At 66.5% G+C, this 20080-nt stretch carries 16 protein-coding genes; 5 read left to right on the forward strand and 11 right to left on the reverse strand.

Translation table 11 applies throughout. The features are described 5' to 3' along the window. Positions 1 to 344: 344 nt before the first annotated feature. The 7 genes from SDENCHOL_RS00555 to SDENCHOL_RS00585 form a co-directional block, all read right to left on the reverse strand. A complete protein-coding gene (locus SDENCHOL_RS00555) occupies positions 345 to 1721 on the reverse strand; it encodes a DUF2325 domain-containing protein (protein ID WP_154715686.1) in 1377 nt (458 codons plus the stop codon). Then, positions 1718 to 2227, reverse strand: a complete 510-nt coding sequence (locus SDENCHOL_RS14260; RefSeq protein ID WP_197706798.1) for a hemin uptake protein HemP — start codon at positions 2225 to 2227, stop codon at positions 1718 to 1720. Before SDENCHOL_RS14260 ends, SDENCHOL_RS00555 begins: the two co-directional genes overlap by 4 nt. Before the next feature lie 415 nt (positions 2228 to 2642). Continuing rightward, complete coding sequence (locus SDENCHOL_RS00565) at positions 2643 to 3815, reverse strand: heme biosynthesis HemY N-terminal domain-containing protein (RefSeq protein WP_154715687.1); 1173 nt, start codon at positions 3813 to 3815, stop codon at positions 2643 to 2645. Between the two features lie 5 nt (positions 3816 to 3820). Beyond that, positions 3821 to 4942, reverse strand: coding sequence for a uroporphyrinogen-III C-methyltransferase (locus tag SDENCHOL_RS00570; RefSeq protein WP_172954955.1), 1122 nt, complete (start codon positions 4940 to 4942; stop codon positions 3821 to 3823). A gap of 20 nt (positions 4943 to 4962) precedes the next feature. Continuing rightward, the gene (locus SDENCHOL_RS00575) at positions 4963 to 5826 is read right to left on the reverse strand and encodes a uroporphyrinogen-III synthase (protein ID WP_331844117.1); all 864 of its coding nucleotides are present in this window, start codon (positions 5824 to 5826) and stop codon (positions 4963 to 4965) included. A gap of 21 nt (positions 5827 to 5847) precedes the next feature. Further along, positions 5848 to 6810: a hydroxymethylbilane synthase gene (hemC, locus tag SDENCHOL_RS00580; RefSeq protein WP_231912998.1), complete on the reverse strand. Its 963-nt coding sequence runs from the start codon at positions 6808 to 6810 to the stop codon at positions 5848 to 5850. A 146-nt stretch (positions 6811 to 6956) separates the two neighbouring features. After that, positions 6957 to 7451: a MarR family winged helix-turn-helix transcriptional regulator gene (locus tag SDENCHOL_RS00585; protein ID WP_172954956.1), complete on the reverse strand. Its 495-nt coding sequence runs from the start codon at positions 7449 to 7451 to the stop codon at positions 6957 to 6959. 242 nt (positions 7452 to 7693) lie between these two features. Here SDENCHOL_RS00585 and SDENCHOL_RS00590 point away from each other — a divergent pair, with 242 nt between their 5' ends. The 3 genes from SDENCHOL_RS00590 to SDENCHOL_RS00600 are packed head-to-tail and all read left to right on the forward strand — an operon-like array spanning position 7694 to position 13544. Then, complete coding sequence (locus tag SDENCHOL_RS00590; protein WP_154715690.1) at positions 7694 to 9268, forward strand: efflux transporter outer membrane subunit; 1575 nt, start codon at positions 7694 to 7696, stop codon at positions 9266 to 9268. Then, entirely contained in the window at positions 9265 to 10458 is a 1194-nt protein-coding gene (locus SDENCHOL_RS00595; RefSeq protein WP_197706799.1) for an efflux RND transporter periplasmic adaptor subunit, read from the forward strand. The genes SDENCHOL_RS00590 and SDENCHOL_RS00595 overlap by 4 nt, the downstream gene beginning before the upstream one ends. Beyond that, positions 10455 to 13544: an efflux RND transporter permease subunit gene (locus SDENCHOL_RS00600; RefSeq protein WP_331844118.1), complete on the forward strand. Its 3090-nt coding sequence runs from the start codon at positions 10455 to 10457 to the stop codon at positions 13542 to 13544. The genes SDENCHOL_RS00595 and SDENCHOL_RS00600 overlap by 4 nt, the downstream gene beginning before the upstream one ends. An 876-nt stretch (positions 13545 to 14420) precedes the next feature. Here the strand turns inward: SDENCHOL_RS00600 and SDENCHOL_RS00610 are convergent. Next, on the reverse strand, positions 14421 to 15353 hold the full coding sequence (locus SDENCHOL_RS00610) for a hypothetical protein (protein WP_154715692.1): 933 nt from the start codon (positions 15351 to 15353) through the stop codon (positions 14421 to 14423). 31 nt (positions 15354 to 15384) lie between these two features. Here SDENCHOL_RS00610 and SDENCHOL_RS00615 point away from each other — a divergent pair, with 31 nt between their 5' ends. Beyond that, a complete protein-coding gene (locus SDENCHOL_RS00615; protein WP_154715693.1) occupies positions 15385 to 16512 on the forward strand; it encodes a glycosyltransferase family 9 protein in 1128 nt (375 codons plus the stop codon). A gap of 1 nt (position 16513) precedes the next feature. Here the strand turns inward: SDENCHOL_RS00615 and SDENCHOL_RS00620 are convergent, their stop codons facing one another. From SDENCHOL_RS00620 to SDENCHOL_RS00630, 3 genes are read right to left on the reverse strand one after another with little or no spacing between them, the layout of a single operon-like run. Beyond that, positions 16514 to 17689, reverse strand: a complete 1176-nt coding sequence (locus tag SDENCHOL_RS00620; RefSeq protein WP_154715694.1) for a THUMP domain-containing class I SAM-dependent RNA methyltransferase — start codon at positions 17687 to 17689, stop codon at positions 16514 to 16516. After that, the gene (locus tag SDENCHOL_RS00625; RefSeq protein WP_154715695.1) at positions 17686 to 18105 is read right to left on the reverse strand and encodes a CopD family protein; all 420 of its coding nucleotides are present in this window, start codon (positions 18103 to 18105) and stop codon (positions 17686 to 17688) included. The genes SDENCHOL_RS00620 and SDENCHOL_RS00625 overlap by 4 nt, the downstream gene beginning before the upstream one ends. Further along, positions 18093 to 18998 carry an NAD(P)H-binding protein gene (locus tag SDENCHOL_RS00630; RefSeq protein WP_154715696.1) on the reverse strand — a complete coding sequence of 302 codons (906 nt, stop codon included), beginning with the start codon at positions 18996 to 18998 and terminating at the stop codon, positions 18093 to 18095. The genes SDENCHOL_RS00625 and SDENCHOL_RS00630 overlap by 13 nt, the downstream gene beginning before the upstream one ends. A 14-nt stretch (positions 18999 to 19012) precedes the next feature. Here SDENCHOL_RS00630 and SDENCHOL_RS00635 point away from each other — a divergent pair, with 14 nt between their 5' ends. Next, the gene (locus SDENCHOL_RS00635) at positions 19013 to 20077 is read left to right on the forward strand and encodes a CDP-6-deoxy-delta-3,4-glucoseen reductase (RefSeq protein WP_154715697.1); all 1065 of its coding nucleotides are present in this window, start codon (positions 19013 to 19015) and stop codon (positions 20075 to 20077) included. Positions 20078 to 20080: the final 3 nt, after the last annotated feature.

The following is a 20080-nucleotide window of genomic DNA, read 5'->3' on the forward strand; positions in this document are numbered from 1 at the left end:
GCCTCGGCCCGTGGGCCCGGTTGCTGGCGGTGCGTGGTACGTAGTCTGGTGCCGTGTTTAGAAAAACACGGTTGATTCATTCCCGCGCAAGCGGGGTTCCAGGAGACGGTTAAAACTGCGGATTCTCGCATCCTGGTGAAGCGCCGGGCAAGTCATTCAGGCGCCAGCGGCTTTCGTTGGCGCCTGAATGACGGAATCCGGAATTACTCAGGCTTTTCCCGGCAAGAAGTTGACAAGAAAAGCCTGCGGGGTCGGGGTGATTTCTGGTTTCTGGTTTCTGATTTCTGGTTTCGCGGAGATGAGGGGATTTGCGCTTCGATTGCGCTCGAATGGCCGGTTCCGTTTCAATTGGCGAGCCGCGAAACCAGGCTGGTCCGCTTCGGCGATCCGGCTCCGCCATCGTCGGCAAGCGCGGCGAGGCCGCGGGCGAAGCTGCCGACGCCGGGGGATTTGACGAACACGCAGGGCTTGTCGAGTTTCTTGCAGGCTTCCTTGAGCCGCCAGTAGGCGGCATGCGAGACGCAGCCGGATTGGCAGATCACGGCATCGGCGGTGGCGACGGCGGCGTCGATGCGATGCAGGCTTTCTTCCAGGCCGCCGTCGTGGTGCAGGAAGCGTCCGCCCTGCGCTTCGACCAGGCGGCGGTAACCGTCGACCAGGTTGGCACGGCCGCCGATGCACAGCACGCAGCGGTTGGTGAGGCGCACTTCCGCCGGACAGGCACGCCCGCAGCCGCTGCTGCCCGAGACGCCGGCGCAGCCCCCTGGCCCTTCTTCCTCCATCCCCAGCACCAGTTCGAGCGCGGTTTCGGCGGCGGCGAGGCTGTCGCGCGTCTCGTTGAGTTCCTGCGCCAGGCGCTCGGCGCGGCGGGCGTTGGTGGCGTTGCGTTCCTCGATGGTTTCGACGCGCTGGGCGAGCATCTGCGCGCGATCGTATACCGTCGCGTATTCACGCGCCGCCTGGCGCGCATCGGCCAGTTCGAGTTCGCGCACGCCGAGCAGCGCGGCGCGGCATTCGGCATTCGACAGCTTGCGCCGGGTTTCTTCCAGCAGACGATCCTTTTCGCGCCGGGATTGCGCCGCATCGTTGCGCAGGGCGATGAGTTCGCCGCGCAGGCGGGTGTTTTCCTGCCGCAACGCATCGAGCTGGCGCAGATTCGCGCGGATGCCCGCACCGGCCTGATGCGAGAGCATGTGGATGTCGCCGGAAATTCTTGCGCCGGCCTCCTCACTCGTCGCGCCATGGCTCCAGGCGGCCCACAGCGCGCCGGCCGTTTCGCCCGCGTCGTAGGCGGCGCGCCAGAGCGCGAGGATGGCCTCGTCATCGTGCGCCTTGGCGAAACGCTGGATGTCGGCCGCGTAGCGTTCGTCGAACAGGCGCTGCGCCCGCTCGGAAAGCGCGTTGCGTTCGGCGCAATTGCTGACGACGATGGTGTGCAGTTCGTATTCCGTCATGCCCGCGCTGTCGATACCGGCCTGGCGCGCCAGACGGCGCATGTCGCGCGGCAGAAGACAGGTGCCGATCAGCGGGCAATGCCAGCGTACCGGCAGTTCCCACAGCTTCAGGCGGCGACGCGCGGCGGCGAGGCGCGGGGCCGGAACCTGGGCCGGTGTGGGCAGAGCGACGGGCGCCGACATGGGTGCGGACGCAGGCGCCTGGCCAGTACCCAGCGCGGCGCCGAGTAGACGGCCCAATGTGCGGTTGATGGGCGGGGACTTCATTTGGTCAGGATCAGCTTGTTCTCACGCGTGACACGCAAGGTGTAGCGCTGGCCGGCATGGTCGATGTAAATCAGCTTGCCACAGCCAAACAGGATCTGGCTGTCGATGATGCTGGCTTTTGCGGCAGCGTCATCGCGCGTCGTCGCGGATTGCGGCGAGGTCACGCAGGGCGTCCGGGCCGGACGTATCTTGGAAGTATCCATTTTCGCCACCATCATGCGTCCGCCTCGCAGGCAGGCATGATTCGGGCGGTATCGCGCGATGAAGCCGTGAACCGGCTCCCGGCAACCAGCAATTTGGCAAGCATGATGTCCCCTTGAACTTACGCTGAACATGGATGGCCGACTGGCTGGCTGAATCTCGAAAACCGGGATCTGGCTGGCGTAGCATCTATTTTTGGTTAATTTTGCGGCAGCGTCATCGCGCGTCGTCGCGGATTGCGGCGAGGTCACGCAGGGCGTCCGGGCCGGACGTATCTTGGAAGTATCCATTTTCGCCACCATCATGCGTCCGCCTCGCAGGCAGGCATGATTCGGGCGGTATCGCGCGATGAAGCCGTGAACCGGCTCCCGGCAACCAGCAATTTGGCAAGCATGATGTCCCCTTGAACTTACGCTGAACATGGATGGCCGACTGGCTGGCTGAATCTCGAAAACCGGGATCTGGCTGGCGTAGCATCTATTTTTGGTTAATACTTTAGTTAGTACTTTGGTTAATGCGAATCATTATCATTTAATAGCCGACTGGCTGTCAATACCCAACAGCACCTGATCGGCAAAATGATTTCCGGTTGCAATTTCCGGCTGCAGTCACGCCGCCGCTGCGCGGCAAACCAGGCAGCATCCTGGCTTATCCAACGACCCGTCGATACGGAAGGAAAGCGGCTGCGGCCACCCGCCGCCGGCCATGCAAGGCGCCCGATCAGCCGGCGTTGTTTGCCGCCATGCGGTAATGCTTGTCCGCTGCCTCGTTACGTTCGAGCGCATCGAACAATTGCGCCAGTTCGACGTGCGCGGCGCGGGTCGGCTGCTGCGACAGGGATGCCTCCAGATAACTCTGCGCCTTGCCCCATAGCTGCTGCTGGCGACACAGGCGCCCCAGCACCAGCAGCAGTTGCGCATCGCGCGGATGGCGCTTGAGCCAGTCCTCGGCCTGGGCGATGCGGCCCAGCACATCGCCGCCCTTGCATTCGCCGTATATCACCAGCAGGCTGGAATCCCATTCCTCGTCCAGGGCATCCTCGATGATGCGCTGGGCATGCAGGCAATCGCCGGCCGCGGACAGCAGCTTGGCCGTCTCTCCAGCCAGCCGCGTCGAACGGCGATCCGGAGAGGGCAGACTGCGCCAGTAGTTGAGCAACGCCCCGGCATCCAGCGCCAGGGCGCGCAGCACTTCGAGATGCGCGCGCAGCCGGATCGGCGCCGCCTGCTCGCTGCTGAGCGCGCGGTGGCGCTCGAGCTGGCGCGCCAGACGCACCACGTCGCGCCAGTTGCCCAGCGCCTGATGAGCGCGCAAGGACAGACGCAAAGCGGCGATATGGCGCTGGCCACTGGCTTCGAGCACATCGATCACCCCTTGCGCATCGGCGAAGCGGTGGCTGTTGAGGTGCAGCTCGGCCTCGGTCATCAGGCGGGCATTGCGCGTTTCGTGGTCGAAATCGCCGGCGCGCAGCAGCCATTCCGCTTCGCGGTCCTCATCGCGCATGGCGTGGGCCGCGCGGGCGGCAATCAAGGCCGAAACTCCCGGCGCATGACCGGCCTGGTGGGCGCTCACGGCACTTTTCAGGGCATGGCTGTAGCGGCCCTCGAAGCTGTAGCGCATGGCATCGCCCAGCGCGCGTTCGGCCTGTTCGCGCCGCCGCCGCGCCCGGTATTCGCGCACGCGGCTGGGCAGACGCAAGGTATGCGCCACCAGCCGCGTCAGCATGTAAAGCAAGGCGAAGCCGCCCAACTGCAGCAGGATCATCAGGTTCAGCGACAGCTCCATGCGCCAGGGCGGCAGCACCAGCAGCACATAACCATTGTTGTAACGGGCCGCCAGGGCCAGGCCGACCGCCAGCGTGGCAAGCGTCAACAACCAGAGCAGAGCGCGCATGGCGATTATTTCCCTTTGTCCCGGGCCAGCTTGAGACTGCGCATGCTGCCGAGAGTTTCATTGAGCGTCGGCAGCTCCAGGCTCAGGTCTGCGGCGGACAGGCCCTTGAGCAGGCTGATGACGCTGCTCACCGATTTCTCGCGCGTGTCGAAATAACGCTCCAGCCACAGCCGGGTCTGGCGCAGATCCTCGCGATAACTGGTGCCATCGCGCTGCAGCAGGGCAAGGCGGGCGGTAATCAGGCGCAGCTTGAGATTTTCGCGCAGGAAGAAAACCTGGCTGGGCGACAGCAGCGCCGTCTCGGCATCCGCCGACTGCTCGACGCGCTCGACGCGGATCAACTGCTTCAGCTCGGTCCATAGATCTTGACCGAGCACCTCCCACCAGGCCGGCGGTTCGACGCCCAGGCGCTGCTTGACGACGGGCTCGGCGCGCGCGCGCTGCTCGAAGGCCAGCGGCAGACCGTCCACGATGCCGATCACCCCTTCCAACTTCATCGAGATACCCTGGATGTCGGCCAGCGGCAGGGCCTTGAGACGCTCGACGTCACGGCTGATCAGCTTGCGCAACGGCAGCATCTGCGGCAGGGCGGAGCGCGCCAGGCGGGCATCGGCGGCTTCCAGGGCGATCAGCGCGGCCTCGACGTTGCCGGCGATCTGCAATTGTTGCGCGGCAATCGAGACGGCCTGTTCGACTTCGGCCAGCAGACGCTCGTCACGGCTGCTCGAAAGCTCCTGATACATGCTGTCGAGCGCCAGTTGCTGGGTCTGCATCTCGGCCAGCCGGGCTTCCAGCGCGCCGGTCTTGGCCATGAGGGTCTGCACCAGCTCATGGTTCTGCTTGGTCAGGGCGCGGTTCTCGTTGGTCGTCGCATCGCTGCTGGTCAGACGCCGCGCCAGTTCCTCCTGCAGCTCACCGATCCGGCTGCGCGTATCCAGCCACTGCCAGCCCAGCAGCGCCAGCAGGACAACGAGCAGCAACGACCACCGCCACGCGGCGGCGGAAACGGCAGGCGGTTTCCGCTGCGACGCAGCGGCGGTCGGGTCGGAACGAGGCTGGGCGGACTCTGACTGCGCGGCCTGTTCAGCTTCCGAAGTGTGTGCGGGTGAAGTTTCGACGGTTTCCATGGTTCCCATGCTCGGCAGGTTCAGCAGGATGAGGATGCAACATCAGAAAAATACCTGTTCAGTTCCTGCAGCAGGCCGGCATCGCCTGCCGCCGTGGCGATCACGCGCGACAGCCCGAGGCGCCGCGCCGCCTCGGCGATGCGCTGATGCGGCGCGAACAGCGGCGTCGTCTCCAGCAGCGCCCGCCCCGCTTCGCCAAGCAGCGCGTACAGATGGCGCAGGCCCTCGCTGCTGGTCATGGTGATGGCATCCAGTCGCCCATCCTGCCACAGCCGCAGCAGTTCCGCCGCATCGCCGGACGGCGCGCTGCGCCGGTAGCAGGTGATGTACTCCACCGTGGCGCCGCGCTCGCGCAGGGTGCTGGCCGTCAGTTCACGCCCGCCGTCGCCACGAAAAATGATGACGCGCTTGCCCCGCACGTCCTGCATTTCCGGCAGCGCCAGCAGACCTTCGGAATCGAAGCGGGTCTGCGGCGCTATCACCTGGGCTTGGCCCCGCCCGACGCCCCGTTCTGCCAGGGCGCGTTCGCTGCCCTTGCCGACCACGGCCACCTGCAGATCGGCCGGCCAATGCAGGCCGCGCCGTTCGAGGGCGGCAAAGCTGTGGGCAATGGCATTCGGGCTGACGAAGATGGCCAGTTCGAATTCGCCCGCGCAGACGCGTTCGAGCATGCGTCCGAGCAAAGCCTCCTGCGCCGCGTCGAGCGGATGGATTTCCAATACCGGAAAAGCCACGGCGATCCCACCGGCCGCCGCGATGGCCGCGCGCAGCGGCCCGGCCTGCTGCGCCGGCCGGGTCACCACGATGTGCCGACCGGCGAGCGGAAGCGCCCGGCTTCCGGCTCCCGTGCCGGCTGCGGCTGCGGTCTCCGCGATGGCGTTCACGCAATCACTCCTTCCGCGCCTTCAACCCAGCGCCGCGAGAATTCCGGCGGCACCCTGGGCACGCAGCTCGGCGGCCAGGCGCTCGCCCAACGCCTCCGGCGCATCGGCGCTGCCATGCAGCTCGGCGCGCGCGAAGCGGCTGCCGTCGGGACTGGCGACGAAGCCGCGCAGCCAGAGACCGTCGTTCCGCATCTCGGCGTAGGCACCCAGCGGCACTTCGCAGCTGCCGGCCAAGGCCCGCGACACGGCGCGCTCGGCGCGCACGCAGGCGGCGGTCGGCGCATGATCGAGCGGCGTCAGCCAGGCCGCCAGATCGGCGCGGCCGGCCAGCGCCTCGATGCCGATCGCGCCCTGACCAGCCGCCGGCAGCGATTCCTCGGCCGGCAGCAGGGCGCGGATGCGCCCGCCCAGACCGAGGCGCTTCAGACCGGCGGCGGCCAGGATGATGGCATCGTATTCGCCGGCGTCCAGCTTGCGCAGGCGCGTATCGAGATTGCCGCGCAGGCTGGTCACCGCAAGATGGGGAAAGTTCGCGTGAATCTGCGCTTCGCGGCGCAGGCTGGACGTGCCGACCACCGCGCCCGGCGGCATCCCGGCCAGGCTGGCGTACTTGCCGGAGACGAAGGCATCGAAAGGCGCTTCGCGCTCGCCGATGGCCAGCAGTTCGAATTCCGCCTCCATCTGCATCGGCACATCCTTCATCGAATGCACGGCAATGTCGGCGCTGCCGTCCAGCAGCGCGGTTTCCAGCTCCTTGATGAACAGGCCCTTGCCGCCCACCTTGGCCAGCGGCCGGTCGAGGATCTGGTCGCCGCGCGTGGTCATGCCCAGCAGTTCGACCCGGCAGGCCGGGTAGAGTCGCCGCAGACGATCCCGCACATGTTCCGCCTGCCACAGGGCCAGCCGCGACTCGCGTGTGGCAATGACGATGCGTTCCGGCGGGGCGAGGGAAGAAATGGCGCTCACGAAGATGTACTCGGCAATGCTCTGCAAGGAGCGTTCATGGGAGCAGGCGGCGGGCAATCGCCAAACCTGTCGATGGCCGGAAATTCTAGCAGTACGGCGCGGAATTGGAATTCGGGTGATCGGAGGCGGCAGGACAACAGGGCCGCAGGCGCGCCGTTCGCGACTCAGGCTTTCGCGCGGCCGGCGAGTTTTTCGAGCAGCTCGACGAGCTGGTCGATCTCCTTGTTGCTCAGATGGGCGCGGATCGCCGTGCTGGACGCTTCGAGCAGTTCGACCATCGCCGGCTCGATCAGCCTGACGCCCTTGGCCGTCAGGCTGACCGGCTTGACGCGGCGATCGTTCTCGGCCGTCGAGCGGGTCACCAGTTCGCGCGCCTCCAGTTGCTGGATCACCTTGCTCAAGCCACCCGAGGTGATCACCATCGACTGTTGCAACTCGCTGGGCGTCAGCTCTCGCGTATCCGCGCGCCGCAAGGTCGCCAGCACGTCGAACTCGGCCAGGCTCAGGCGATGCCGCGCCATCACCCAGTCGTAATTCACCGACTCGGCAACATGCACGTGCTGCATTGCCAGCAGCAGCGACATGATGCGCGGCTCGAAGACTTCCGGCCAATTCTGGCGGTAGCGTTCGAGGATGGGATCCAGTTTGGTAGCAGACATGGGCAATAGTGACGATGCGACGATGTTTGGTCCGGCCATGGATTGCGAAATCACACGAAATCGCAACCTCACGATACGGTCTTAATTATCTTGCGAGAAAGATATTTGTACAATATTATCTTTCTCGCAAGATAACAAGCCACCACTGCCTGCCGCTTGCACCAGTGGCGCAAAATACACGCCGCCTCGCCATGCGCCGCCTTCCATCCGGACGCCCGGCCAGGTGAGCAGAGGAGAAACAGATGTCCGGACCATGCGAAAGCATCCACCAGCGCCTGCGCCTGGCCGTGCTGGGGGTTTGTTGTGCTCTGGGTCTGGCGGGTTGTGCGACACAACTCGCCGTCGGCCCCGATTACGAAGCGCCGGATGCGGCCGCCGTCCTGTCCGCCGATCGCTGGCAGGCCGCGCTGCCGCACGACGGCACCAGCCGCGCCTTGCTCGACTGGTGGCAAAGTTTCAACGATCCGGTGCTCGACGAACTGCTGCGGCAGGCCGAAGCCGACAGCCCGACACTGGCCGAAGCCGTGGCGCGCATCGATGAAGCGCGCAGCGCGCTGACCGCCAGCGGCGCATCCCATTGGCCGCAGCTCGGCATCGAAGGCCATGCCATGCGCAACAACGGCAGCGCCGATTTTCCGCTGCCGAGCCCGACCACCACCCGTGGCGTCACGGTCGATGCCCAGTGGGAAATCGACCTGTTCGGCCGCGTCCGGCGCAGCACCGAAGCCGCCAGGGCGCGCCTGGCCAGCAGCGAGCACGGCTGGCACGCGGCGCGGATTTCCCTGGCCGCCGAGGTGGCCGGCAAGTACGTCGGCTATCGCGCCTGCCAACTGACGCTGCGCACCATCGCCGCCGATCTCGGATCGCGCGAGGAAACCGCGCGCATCGTCGATCTGGCCGCCAAAGGCGGCATCAGCGCCCCGGCGGACGCCCAATTGGCCAAGGCGGGCGCGGCCGATACCGCCGGTTTCCACGCCGCCCAGCAGGCGGCCTGTCTGCTCACGCGCAAATCATTGGTGACGCTGACTGGCCTGCCCGAAGAACGCCTGGCGCAATTGCTGGATGCGCGGGACGGCACCGGCACGCAGGCCCAGGCCGCGCCGCCCGGCCTGCCCGTCCCGGCAGCCTTCCGCGTCGACAGCCTGCCGGTGGCCCTGCTCGCCCAGCGCCCCGATCTGGCCGCCGCCGAACGCCAACTGGCCGCCGCCAGCGCCGATGTCGGCGTGGCAACGGCCAACCGCTATCCGCGCCTGGCGCTGGTAGGCAACCTGACCCGCGACAGGGCCAACATCGCAGGGACGGACGTTCTGAGCAAGCCCTGGTTCTTCGGCCCCTCGCTGACGCTGCCGCTGTTTGCCGGCGGCGCGCTCGCAGCCCAGCAGGACGCGGCTCAGGCGCGTCATGCGCAAGCCTATGCGCGCTATCGCCAGGCCGTGCGCGGCGCGATCGAGGAAGTCGAAGGCACGCTGGTCAATCTGGAAGCGGCGCGGCAGCGCAGCCAGCACGCCCGGATTGCCAGCCAGGGCTTCCGCGGCTATTTCAAGGCGGCCGAACAGAACTGGCGGGCCGGCGGCATCAGCCTGCTGGCGCTCGAAGATGCGCGGCGCCTGGCAACGGCTGCCGAACGCAATGAAATCGCCCTGCAGCGCGACCACATTCTCGGCTGGATCGCGCTTTACAAGGCGCTCGGCGGCGGCTGGCAGGCCGTACCCTCCGCACCTGCCACACCTCCCGCCGCAGATACGGCAGACGCACCGGACACCCGTGCGGACGGCAACGAACCGCCCGCTGCCCAAGACGCAGGAGTCACGCCATGACCTCATTCCATCCCATGCTGCGCAAGTTTTCTCCCTGGTCCAGGCGGCGCACCTACACTGCCTGCGCCATCGCCGCCACGGCCGCGCTGGCATTGTCCGGCGCGGCCGCCCTGGCGCTGATTCCCGAATCTTCGGCCGCCGATCAGCCGGCGCCGGTCAAACCCGCGCTCTCGGTGACCATCGCCACGCCGCAGATACAGCAGTGGGACAGCAGCCTGACCGCCAATGGCGCTCTCCATGCCTGGCAGGAAGCCATCGTTGCCAGCGAGCTGGGCGGCATCGCCATCAGCCAGATGAATGTCGATGTCGGCAGCCGCGTCAAGCGCGGCCAGGTGCTCGCCCAGTTGGCGCCGGAAACGGTCCGCGCCAGCCTGGCGGCGCAGCAGGCCAACGTCGCCCGCGCCAAGGCGGCGCTGGCCGAAGCCAGGGCAAATGCCGAGCGCGCCCGCAACCTGAAGGACTCCGGCGCATTGTCCGAACAGCAGATCCAGCAACTGCTGCTGGCCGAAGACGCCGCGCGCGCCGCGCTGGCCGCCGCCGTGGCCATGCGGCGCATCGATGAAGTGCGCATGGCGCAGACCAGCATCCGCGCCATCGACGACGGCGTCATTTCCGCGCGCAGCGCCACGCTCGGCGCCGTGGTCCAGCCCGGCGCCGAACTGTTCCGCCTGGTGCGCCAGGGACGTATCGAGTGGCGCGCCGAACTGACCGCCGAACAACTGGCGCAGGTCAGGCCCGGACTCAAGGCGCGCATCCGCCTGAGCGACGGCAAGAGCGCCGAAGGCACGCTGCGCATGCTCGCGCCCACCCTCGACAGCGGCACCCGCAAGGCGATCGCCTATGTCGACCTGGCGGCCGACAGCGGCGCCCGCGCCGGCATGTTCGGCCAGGGAGAAATCTTCCTCGGCAGCAGCAAGGCGCTCACCATTCCCAATTCCGCCATTCTGATGCGCGATGGCAATACCTATGTCTTCGAGGTAGGCGCCCGCAGCCAAGTCGAACAGCGCAAGGTGCAGATCGGACGGCGCGTCGGGGATACCGTCGAAATCCTCTCCGGCATCGGCGCCGATGCCAAGGTGGTCACGCGCGGCGCGGCCTTCCTGAATTCGGGCGATACCGTCCAGATCGTCGGCGACGGCAAGCCGGCCCAGACCCAGCCCAGGACCAAGGATGGGGCGGCCGCCAAATGATGAACTTCTCCAGCCTGTCGATCCGCAATCCGGTTCCGGCCATCCTGCTGTTTGCCTGGCTGACCATCCTCGGCCTGTTCGCCTTCCGCGGCCTGGGCATCCAGGCCTATCCCACCGTCGATCTGCCGATCATCATGATCAGCGCCACCCAGGAAGGCATGGCGCCGGCCCAGCTCGAACAGGAGGTCGCGCGCAAGATCGAGAATGCCGTCGCGCCGCTGTCGCTGCTGCGTCACATGCGCACGGTGGTCGTCGATGGCGCGGTGAGCCTGATCGTCGAGTTCATGATCGACAAGGATGTCGAAGTCGCCCTCTCCGAAGTGCGCAATGCCGTCGACAGCATCCGTCCCGAGCTGCCGCCGGACATGACGTCGCCGCCGGTGGTTTCCAAGCTGACCACCGCCGGCCAGCCCCTGCTCGGCTATACCGTCGAAGCCGCGAACATGGACGTGGCCGATCTCTCCTGGTTCGTCGACAACGAACTGGCGCGCGCCATGCTGGCCGTGCCCGGCGTCGGCAAGTTCCAGCGCGTCGGCGGCATCGATCGGGAAGTGCGCATCGATCTCGATCCCGTGCGCATGACCGCGCTGGGCGTCAGCGCCAGTGAAATTTCCATGCAGTTGAAGCGCGTGCAACTGAACTCCTCCGGCGGACGCGCCGAAGTGGGCGACAGCGTGCAGAGTTTTCGCACCCTCAGCACGGCACGCTCGGTCGCCGAAATCGCCGACCTGACCTTGCCGCTGGCCGACGGCCGAACGGTGCGCCTGTCCGATATCGCCCGGGTACATGACGGCTACGCCGACCGCTCCTCGATTGCGCTGTTCGACGGCCAGCCGAGCGTGGCCTTCGAACTCACGCGCAGCAAGGGCAGCATGGAAGTCACCGTCGCCGAAGCCGTGGCCAAGGCGCTGGACAAGTTCCGCGCCGAACATCCGGAAGTCAGCATCACCGAGATCTACAACACCTGGGAACCCACCTACAACAACTATCGCGGCTCGATGGATCTGCTGCTGGAAGGCGCGTTCATCGCGGTGATCGTGGTCTGGTGGTTCCTGCGCGACTGGCGCGCCACCTTCGTCGCCACCACCGCGCTGCCGCTGTCGATCATTCCCACCTTCTTCGGCATGCAGTTGCTGGGCTATTCGCTGGACACCATGACCATGCTGGCGATTTCGCTGATCGTCGGCGTGTTGGTCGATGATGCCATCGTCGAAATCGAGAACATCACCCGCCACCTGCGCATGGGCAAGTCGCCCTACCACGCGGCGATGGAAGCGGCCGAGGAAATCGGCCTGGCGGTGATCGCCACCTCCTTCACCATCGCCGCGGTGTTCCTGCCGGCCGCCTTCATCGGCGGCATTCCCGGCAAGTACTTCGCGCCCTTCGGCATCACCGCCACCATCGCCGTACTGGTTTCGCTGCTGGTCGCGCGCCTGCTCACGCCGATGATGGCCGCCTACATCCTGCGCCCGCCGCGTCATGAGCACCGGGAACCGCCGCTGATGGATCGCTACCTCGAACTGGCGCGCTGGTGCCTGAACCATCGCAAGATCACCGTCGCCGTCGCCTTCATCTTCCTCATCGTTTCGCTGGGCCTGACCACCCTGCTGCCGACCGGCTTCCTGCCGACCGAAGACCGCGCACTGATCACCCTGGTGATCGAACTGCCGCCGGGCAGCACCCTGAAGGACACCGAGGACACGGCGCGCGAAGCCAGCCGCCGGCTGCGCAAGATTCCCGAGATCACCGGCGTCTTCGCCAACGTCGGCGCGGCCACCGATCCCTACCCGGAAACGCCGACCGGAGCGGCCAACATCGACAACCGCAAGGGCACCCTGATCATCCGCCTCAAGCCGCGCACCGAACGCGACGCGCGCCAGGGCGAAGTCGAGAATCAGGTGCGGGCCGTATTGCGCGACATGCCGGCGGTGCGTTTCCAGATTCTGTCCGGCGCGCCCGGCACGGTGCTGCGCGTGGTGCTGGGCAGCGACGATCCGGAAGCCCTGACCATGGCGGCGCGCAACGTCGAGAACGAGCTGCGCGGCCTGCAGGGCATCGGCTACATTTCATCGACGGCCAGCCTGCAGAAGCCGGAAATCCACATCACCCCGGATTTCGCCCGCGCCGCCGACCTGGGCGTGTCCACCGACGCCCTGGCCCATGCCGTGCGCATCGCCACGGCAGGCGACTACAAGGTGCAACTGGCCAAGCTCGATCTGCCGCAACGCCAGGTGCCGATCCGCGTCCAGATCGATCCGGCCGTGCGCCACAACCTCGACCAGATCCGCCAGATTCCGGTAGCCGCCAAGGGCGGCACGCTGCCGCTGGAAGCCGTCGCCAAAATCGAAATGGGCAGCGGCCCGGCGAAAATCGACCGCCTCGACCGCATCCGCAACCTGTCGATCGAGACCGAACTGGGCGACCGCGTGCTGGGTGACCTGCTCGCCGAAGCCAACGCGCTGCCATCGCTGCAGCAACTGCCGCCCGGCGTGGTGCGCATCAGCGATGGCGACGTGGAATACATGGAAGAACTGTTCGAGCGCGTCGGCGTCGGCATGCTGGTGGGGCTGATCAGCGTGTACATCGTGCTGGTGCTGCTGTTCCGCGACTTCCTCCAGCCGGTGACCATCCTCACCGCCCTGCCGCTGTCGCTGGGCGGCGCCTTCGTCGCCCTGCTGCTGACCAACAATGCGCTGTCCATGCCTTCGATCTACGGCATCCTGATGCTGATGGGCATCGTCACCAAGAACTCCATCCTGCTTGTCGACTACGTGATCATCGCCCGCCAGGATCAGGAAATGTCGCGCCTCGACGCCCTGCTCGACGCCTGCCACAAGCGGGCGCGGCCGATCGTCATGACCACCATCGCCATGGGCGGCGGCATGATGCCGGTAGCCCTGGGCTTCGGCGCGGCCGACCCGGGGTTCCGGTCGCCGATGGCCATCGTCGTGATCGGCGGTCTGCTCACCTCGACATTGTTGTCCCTGTTGGTGGTGCCGGTGGTATTCACCTATATCGACGACCTGATGGTCTGGCTGCGCCGTCTGGCGGGACGCGCCATTGCCGAGGCAACTTCAGCGAAGTAGGCGGCGGGTTCAAGGGTTATTTGGTGCAACGTGCCGGCGAATGGCGTTTTCAAAGGTCAGGTTTTGCTTGGGTGAGTGATTTGGCATTGTCGGGTTGTTTTCTGACAGTGCGCTGAAGCCGGGACTCGCCCCGGCGGGCGACCTCCTTTCTTGTCGCGACAAGAAAGGAGGCAAAGAAACGCCCCCAGTGTCTCGGCCCTTCGGGCTTCCCGAGTTTCGCCGCCGCCGAGCGGCCGGTTTCTAAACTCGCTGCGCTCAGACACACGAAACCGGAAAGCCCCGCTCGACGGCGGCGAAACTCGGCGAGACACAGGGGAATGGGGTGCTGCTCAACGCGTGGTGGTTGAAAAGCCAAACACCAAATCGGCTGGAACATATCGGCTTCGTCATTCCCACGCGGGTGAGAATCCAGCGGCATGGCCTACCCGACGAAGCGCGCATCGTCGTCATTCCCGCGAAAGCGGGAATCCAGTACGTCCCTGGGTCCCCGCTTTCGCGGGGACGACGAATGTATGTATCAAGCGTGCAACCCTGCATCAGCTTACCCGGCGCAACGCGCCGCGCTCTATCCGTCGGACTGTGACGCCTTTCATTCCCCTCTGCGCCGCCGAACGGAGCTGGCCTCGGACGGGGATATCCTGCTTTGCTGTTCGAGCGCAGCGAGTTTGCAAAGCAGGCCGGCCGAGGACTGCGTAGTGAGGGCAGCCCGGCTTCGCCGGGCCGGCAAGGCGGAGCGCGTTTTTTAGTTACTTTTTGCCGCGTGGCAAAAAGTAACTCGCCCGCCGGGGCGAGTCCCGGCTTCAGCGCGCCGTCAGAAAACAACCCGCCAACCCCAAATCATCCACTGCCTGCAACAAACACAAATCACCCACCACACTACAACCAATCGGTATCGGCCGACCGACTGAAGTCAACCTCGCCCAACACCGCATCCAACGGCCGGGTATCCGTGCCCTCCCGCCCCGCCGCGCGCCAGCGCGTCATCCGCTGGCCATACAGGCGCACCAGCCCGGCGCGTGGTTCGTCGCGCGTAGCACCGGGCAGCGGCACGATGGCAGCGGAAGGCGCGCCGAGCGCATTCGCCGCCCAGTGCGAGTAACCCGAAATCGGCGTCGCCAGAATGACCGGGCAGCAGGCCAGCGCGAACAGGTCGGCGACCGGATTGACCGTCGAGTGGTGGTCGTCACCCTTGTAGTGATAGTGCGAATTCACGTCGAGCGTGAACACATCGAAACTTTCATGAATCTCGCGGAACGCCGCCGGATCGCCGGTACAGGAAAGAAAGAAGCAGACATCCGGCTGGCGCGCGCGGATGCGCTCCATCTGCCTGGCATACCACCACACCGGTACGGCCGGCCACTCCTTGCCGGCGATTTCGTAGCGTTCATTACTGACCAGTTCGTAATCGCCCTGGCGGATATGCACGCCGACCACCGGACGGCCCTGCCGCCGGGCAAAGCTCTCGCGGATCGAGGCGGCGAGATGCGGCGCCAGATGCAGCTTGCGCGCCGTTTCGAGATAGACAGGCTGCAGCCTGTCGTCCGGCCCTTCGAGCGCGCGCAGGATGACTTTCCTGCCATGCAGCGTATCGAACAGGCGCTCGGCATCGTCGTCGCGCACCCGCACCGCGCCCAGCCGCGCCAGCAGTCCCACCTTGCCGCGCGTCGTCTCATCGACGGAGAAGGAATCCAGTTCCCGCCAATCCAGCACGATGTCGTGGCCATACGCCTGGCGGATGGCGAAGGCATAGGGCAGCGCCTCCAACCGGTTGGATATCCCGACGAACTCGTCGATATAGAGTTTGGGCATAATGGCCGGTCTGCAAATCGAAGCATTATAGATGACGGGGTTGACGCAATCGGGAACAGGGCGTCCTGAAGCGGCGCTGGGCAGGCCACGCCGCATCCTGCTCGTCTGTACCCAGCGCATCGGCGACGTGCTGCTGACCACACCATTGGCGCGCTCGCTGAAATCCGCCTGGCCCGAGGCGCGGCTCGACGCGCTGGTGCTGCCCGGCACGCAAGGCGCGCTGGAAGGCAATCCGGATTTCGCCGAAATCATCACCCTGCCGCAGCGCGTCGGCCTGCGGGAAAAATTCGGCCAGTTGCGCAGCCTGTGGCGACGTTACGATCTGGCGCTCTCGCCGTTGCCGACCGATCGCGCGCGCCTGTTCTGCTGGGTGGCCGGCCGGCACCGCGTCGGCGTGCTGCAGGCGGACAAGGCGCGGGAGCGCGGCAAGGCGCTGCTGCTCGATCAGTGGACGGCGTTCGACGATCTCGACACGCATACCGTCGCCATGGGTCTGCGCCTGGCTGAGTTGCTGGGCATTCCGCCCATCACGACGGTCGTACCCCCCAGCGCCTCACGCGCGCGGCTGGATTCATTGCTCGCCGCCTTGCCGTCCGCGCAGCCTTGCGCCGTGCTGCATCCCTATCCGAAATTCGCCTACAAGATGTGGACGCCGGCCGGCTGGATCGAACTGGCGCGCTGGCTGCAGGAACGGGGCCATGCCGTCGTGCTGTCCGGCGGGCCCGAAGCCGCCGAGCGCGATTATGCGCAACGGATCGCGGCACGACTGAGCGGCCCCGTGCTGAACCTGGCCGGCGAACTGAGCCTGGGTGAAACCACCGAACTGATCCGGACTGCCGCGCTGTTCGTCGGCCCCGATACGGTGGCCAGCCACATCGCCGCCGCCACCGGCACGCCGACCCTGGCGCTGTTCGGCCCGTCGAACCCCGTCAAGTGGGGACCGTGGCCGCACGACTGGAAGCCGTTGGCCAGCCCCTGGCAGCGCCGGGGCAGCGCGCGCCAGGGCAATGTTTACCTGCTGCAGGGCGAGGATCCCCGCGGCTGCGTGCCCTGCATGCTGGAGGGCTGCCGGCGCCATGTCGACAGCGACAGCGATTGCCTGCTGAATCTGCCGGCCAGCCGGGTGATCGCGGCGGCCAGCGAATTGCTGGCGAAATGAGTCACTTCGCCTTCCGATTGCCGCCGGCCACCATGGGATAGTGATACAGGCGGCATTCCAGCGGGCCGTTGTAGAGCGGAATCTTGCGCTTGACCGCCAGGCCGATGCGCTTGGGCAGGGCGCTGTCGGCGGAGAAGAACCAGCAATTCCAGCCGGCGTAATGCTGCTTCAGCGCATCGCCCAGTTGCGGATAGAAAGCCGCCAGCGATTCGATCTCACCGAGGCGTTCACCATACGGCGGATTGGCGATCAATATGCCTGGCGTGCCGGCAGGCGGCGGCAGTTGCAGGATGTCGCCCTGGCGCACGTCGACCAGTTCGCCGATGCCGGCATAGTCCAGATTCTGCCGCGCGCGCGCCACGGCATCGCGCGAAATGTCGGCGCCGTGGATGGCCAGGCTGGCCGGCGCCAGGTCGCGCCGCGCAGCCGCCGTCTGGCGCAGCTCGCGCCAGACGGCGGCCTTGAAGTTCTTCAGCTTCTCGAAACCGAACTCGCCCGCATCGCGCGACAGGCCGGGCGCATCGTTCAGGCTCATCTGCGCGGCTTCCAGCAAGAAAGTGCCGCTGCCGCACATCGGGTCGTACAGCGGAATGCCGGGTTGCCAACCGATCAGCCGCAGGATGCCGGCGGCGAGGTTTTCCTTCACCGGCGCTTCAATCTTGGCGATCTTGTGGCCGCGCTGCCACAGCGGCTCGCCGGACGTGTCGACATACAGCGTCGCCCTGTCGGCGGTGAGAAACAGATGGATGCGCACGTCGGGCCGCGCCGTGTTCACGCTCGGCCGCTCGCCGCAAGCCGCGCGGAAGCGATCGCAGACCGCATCCTTGACGCGCAGGGTGATGAACTCCAGGCTCTTCAGCGGCGAGCGGATGGCGGTGACATAGACCCGCAACGTCTGCTCGACCTTGAACAGCGCCGGCCAGTCCACATTCATGGCGAGGCGATAGACATCCTCTTCCTTCTGGTACGCGCCTTCCGCGACGCGCCACAGCACGCGGCTGGCGATGCGCGATTCGAGATTGAGCGCATAGCAGGCGCGCCAGTCGCAGGCGAACTGCACGCCGCCGGGAACGATCTTCACCGAAGCACCGAGCGCGCCGGCAGCGCGCACGTCATCGGCCAGAAGCGCCTCCAGGCCACGCGGGCAAGGGGCGAAGAAATTTTCGAGCTTGTTCAAAATGGTTTCAGAACGACCAGAAGGATGACCGCCAGCAGCACCAGCACCGGCAGTTCGTTGAAGACGCGGAGCCAGACATGGCTTTTGCCGTTGCGCCCGCTGGCAAAGGCTTTCAGCAAGCGGCCGCAGTAGCCGTGATAGCCGATCAGCAACGCCACCAGCGCCGTCTTGGCATGCAGCCAGCCGCCGGTAAAACCGAAGCCGCCGAACCACAGCCACAATCCCAGCAGCACCGCCAGCACGCCCAGCGGCGTCATGAAGCGGTAGAGCTTGCCAGCCATCAGCAGCAGGCGCTCGCGTTCGGCATCGCTGCCCGGCGGCACCATCGCCAGATTGACGAAAATGCGCGGCAGATAGAACAGTCCGGCGAACCAGGCGATGACGAAGAAGAGGTGAAAGATTTTTAGCCAGAGCATGAGGGGGTTCCTTGTGTTGAAATGACTGCCAGCGCGGCACGCGCATCCGGCCAGGCCAGACGCACGCCAAGCTCGCGTTTCAAGCGCGTGTTGTCGAGGCGCCGCGATTCGTTCATGAAGGACAGGGTCAGCGCCGGCAATCGCTGCGCGGCCTCGGCGCGGCTCACGCGCGGCGGACGCGGCAGGACGAACGCATCGGCCACCGCATCGAACCAATCGGCCATGCGCAGGCCGCTGCTGTCGTCGCTGGCGTGATAGACGCGCTGGGCGCGGCCCCGGCGCAAGGCGGCGACGGCACAGGCGGCGAGATCGTCGGCATGGATGTGATTGGTAACGACGTCATCCTCGGCGCGCAGCACCGGATCGCCGCGCTGGATGCGCTCCAGCGGCAGGCGTCCGGCGGCGTAGATGCCGGGCGCGCGCAGGATGCTCACCGTCGGCCCGCCCGGCACGCGGCCCCAGCGCCGCAATTCGGCTTCGGCATCGACGCGCCGCCGCGCCCGCGCCGTGGCCGGCTGCACGCGGCGCGTCTCACGCACCTCGGCCCCGGCGCAATCGCCATACACGCCGCTGGTACTGATATAGACCAGGCGGCGTGGTAGACTCGCCCCCCGACGCAAGGCGGCAATCAGACGACGGGTGCGGCCATCGCGCAAACCCTGATTGGCCGGCGGCGCGCAATGCAGCACCGCATCGGCCAGGCCGGCAAGACGGCGCAGCGAAGCCGGACGGTCGAGATCGCCAGCCAGTGGCGTCACGCCCAACAGCCTCAGATCTTCCCGCAGTTGCGCATCGGCGGTACGCAGCAGCGCATACACCCGATAGCGGCGCGCCAGGAGCGGCAGGGCGCGCAAGGCCACGTCCCCGCAACCGATCACCAATAACTTTTGCATCCCGGAATTATCTCATGTCCCACCACATCAGCATCCAGCCCAGCGGTCACGAATACGACGTCGACGAGAACGCCACCATCCTGCAGGCCGCCATCGACGCCGGCATCAAGCTGCCCTACGGCTGCCAGAACGGCGCCTGCGGCGCCTGCAAGGGCACCGTCGTCAGCGGCGAGATCGACCATGGCAGCGCACCCATCGGCACGCTGCCGCAGGACCAGCGCGATGCCGGCATGGCGCTGTTCTGCTGCGCCCGGCCGCTGTCCGACCTGGTCATCGCCGCCAAGGTGATCACCGCCGGCAAGGATATCCAGGTCAAGACCATGCCCTGCCGCGTGCAGCGGCTCGAACGGCTGGCGCCCGACGTGATCGCCCTGCAGCTCAAGCTACCGACCAACGAGCGTCTGCAGTTCCTCGCCGGGCAGTACATCGAGATCCTGCTCAAGAACGGCCAGCGCCGCGCCTTCTCGCTGGCCAATGCGCCGTATGACGACGAGCTGCTGCAACTGCACATCCGCCTGGTGCCGGGCGGCCAGTTCACGGAACACGTCTTCAATGCGATGAAGGAACGCGAGATGCTGCGTTTCGAAGGCCCGCACGGCAGCTTCTTCCTGCGCGAGGACACCAGCAAGCCGATCATCCTGCTCGCCGGCGGCACCGGCTTCGCGCCGATCAAGAGCCTGGTCGAATACGCCATCCACAGCAAGATCAAGCGGCCGATGCAACTTTACTGGGGCGCCAGGGATCGCGCCGGCCTTTACCTGCCCGACTTGCCGCTGCAATGGGCGGCCGAGCACGCGCACATCGGCTATGTGCCGGTGCTCTCCGAACCGGCGGCGGACGACGCCTGGAGCGGCCGCACGGGCCTCGTCCATCAGGCGGTGCTGGCCGACCATGCCGATCTTTCCGGCTATCAGGTGTACGCCTGCGGCGCGCCGGCGATGATCGATGCCGCCCGCCGCGACTTCACCGCGCGCGGCCTGCCGGAAGACGAGTTCTACGCCGACGCCTTCACCTTTGCAGCCGATACGGCCGACACGGCCGATACCGCCAATACCGCCACGGCAGCCAGTCGAGGATGACGC

The organism is Sterolibacterium denitrificans (assembly GCF_900174485.1).
Taxonomy (GTDB): Bacteria; Pseudomonadota; Gammaproteobacteria; order Burkholderiales; family Rhodocyclaceae; genus Sterolibacterium; species Sterolibacterium denitrificans.

Bases quoted from the DNA above. Each gene is read 5' to 3' on its own strand.
- SDENCHOL_RS00625 (WP_154715695.1), bottom strand. From the start codon at position 18,105: ATGCTCTGGCTAAAAATCTTTCACCTCTTCTTCGTCATCGCCTGGTTC.
- SDENCHOL_RS00590 (WP_154715690.1), top strand. From the start codon at position 7,694: ATGTCCGGACCATGCGAAAGCATCCACCAGCGCCTGCGCCTGGCCGTG.
- SDENCHOL_RS00610 (WP_154715692.1), bottom strand. From the start codon at position 15,353: ATGCCCAAACTCTATATCGACGAGTTCGTCGGGATATCCAACCGGTTG.
- SDENCHOL_RS00570 (WP_172954955.1), bottom strand. From the start codon at position 4,942: ATGGAAACCGTCGAAACTTCACCCGCACACACTTCGGAAGCTGAACAG.
- SDENCHOL_RS00585 (WP_172954956.1), bottom strand. From the start codon at position 7,451: ATGTCTGCTACCAAACTGGATCCCATCCTCGAACGCTACCGCCAGAAT.
- SDENCHOL_RS00615 (WP_154715693.1), top strand. From the start codon at position 15,385: ATGACGGGGTTGACGCAATCGGGAACAGGGCGTCCTGAAGCGGCGCTG.
- SDENCHOL_RS14260 (WP_197706798.1), bottom strand. From the start codon at position 2,227: ATGATGGTGGCGAAAATGGATACTTCCAAGATACGTCCGGCCCGGACG.
- SDENCHOL_RS00555 (WP_154715686.1), bottom strand. From the start codon at position 1,721: ATGAAGTCCCCGCCCATCAACCGCACATTGGGCCGTCTACTCGGCGCC.
- SDENCHOL_RS00635 (WP_154715697.1), top strand. From the start codon at position 19,013: ATGTCCCACCACATCAGCATCCAGCCCAGCGGTCACGAATACGACGTC.
- SDENCHOL_RS00565 (WP_154715687.1), bottom strand. From the start codon at position 3,815: ATGCGCGCTCTGCTCTGGTTGTTGACGCTTGCCACGCTGGCGGTCGGC.
- SDENCHOL_RS00600 (WP_331844118.1), top strand. From the start codon at position 10,455: ATGATGAACTTCTCCAGCCTGTCGATCCGCAATCCGGTTCCGGCCATC.
- SDENCHOL_RS00595 (WP_197706799.1), top strand. From the start codon at position 9,265: ATGACCTCATTCCATCCCATGCTGCGCAAGTTTTCTCCCTGGTCCAGG.
- SDENCHOL_RS00630 (WP_154715696.1), bottom strand. From the start codon at position 18,998: ATGCAAAAGTTATTGGTGATCGGTTGCGGGGACGTGGCCTTGCGCGCC.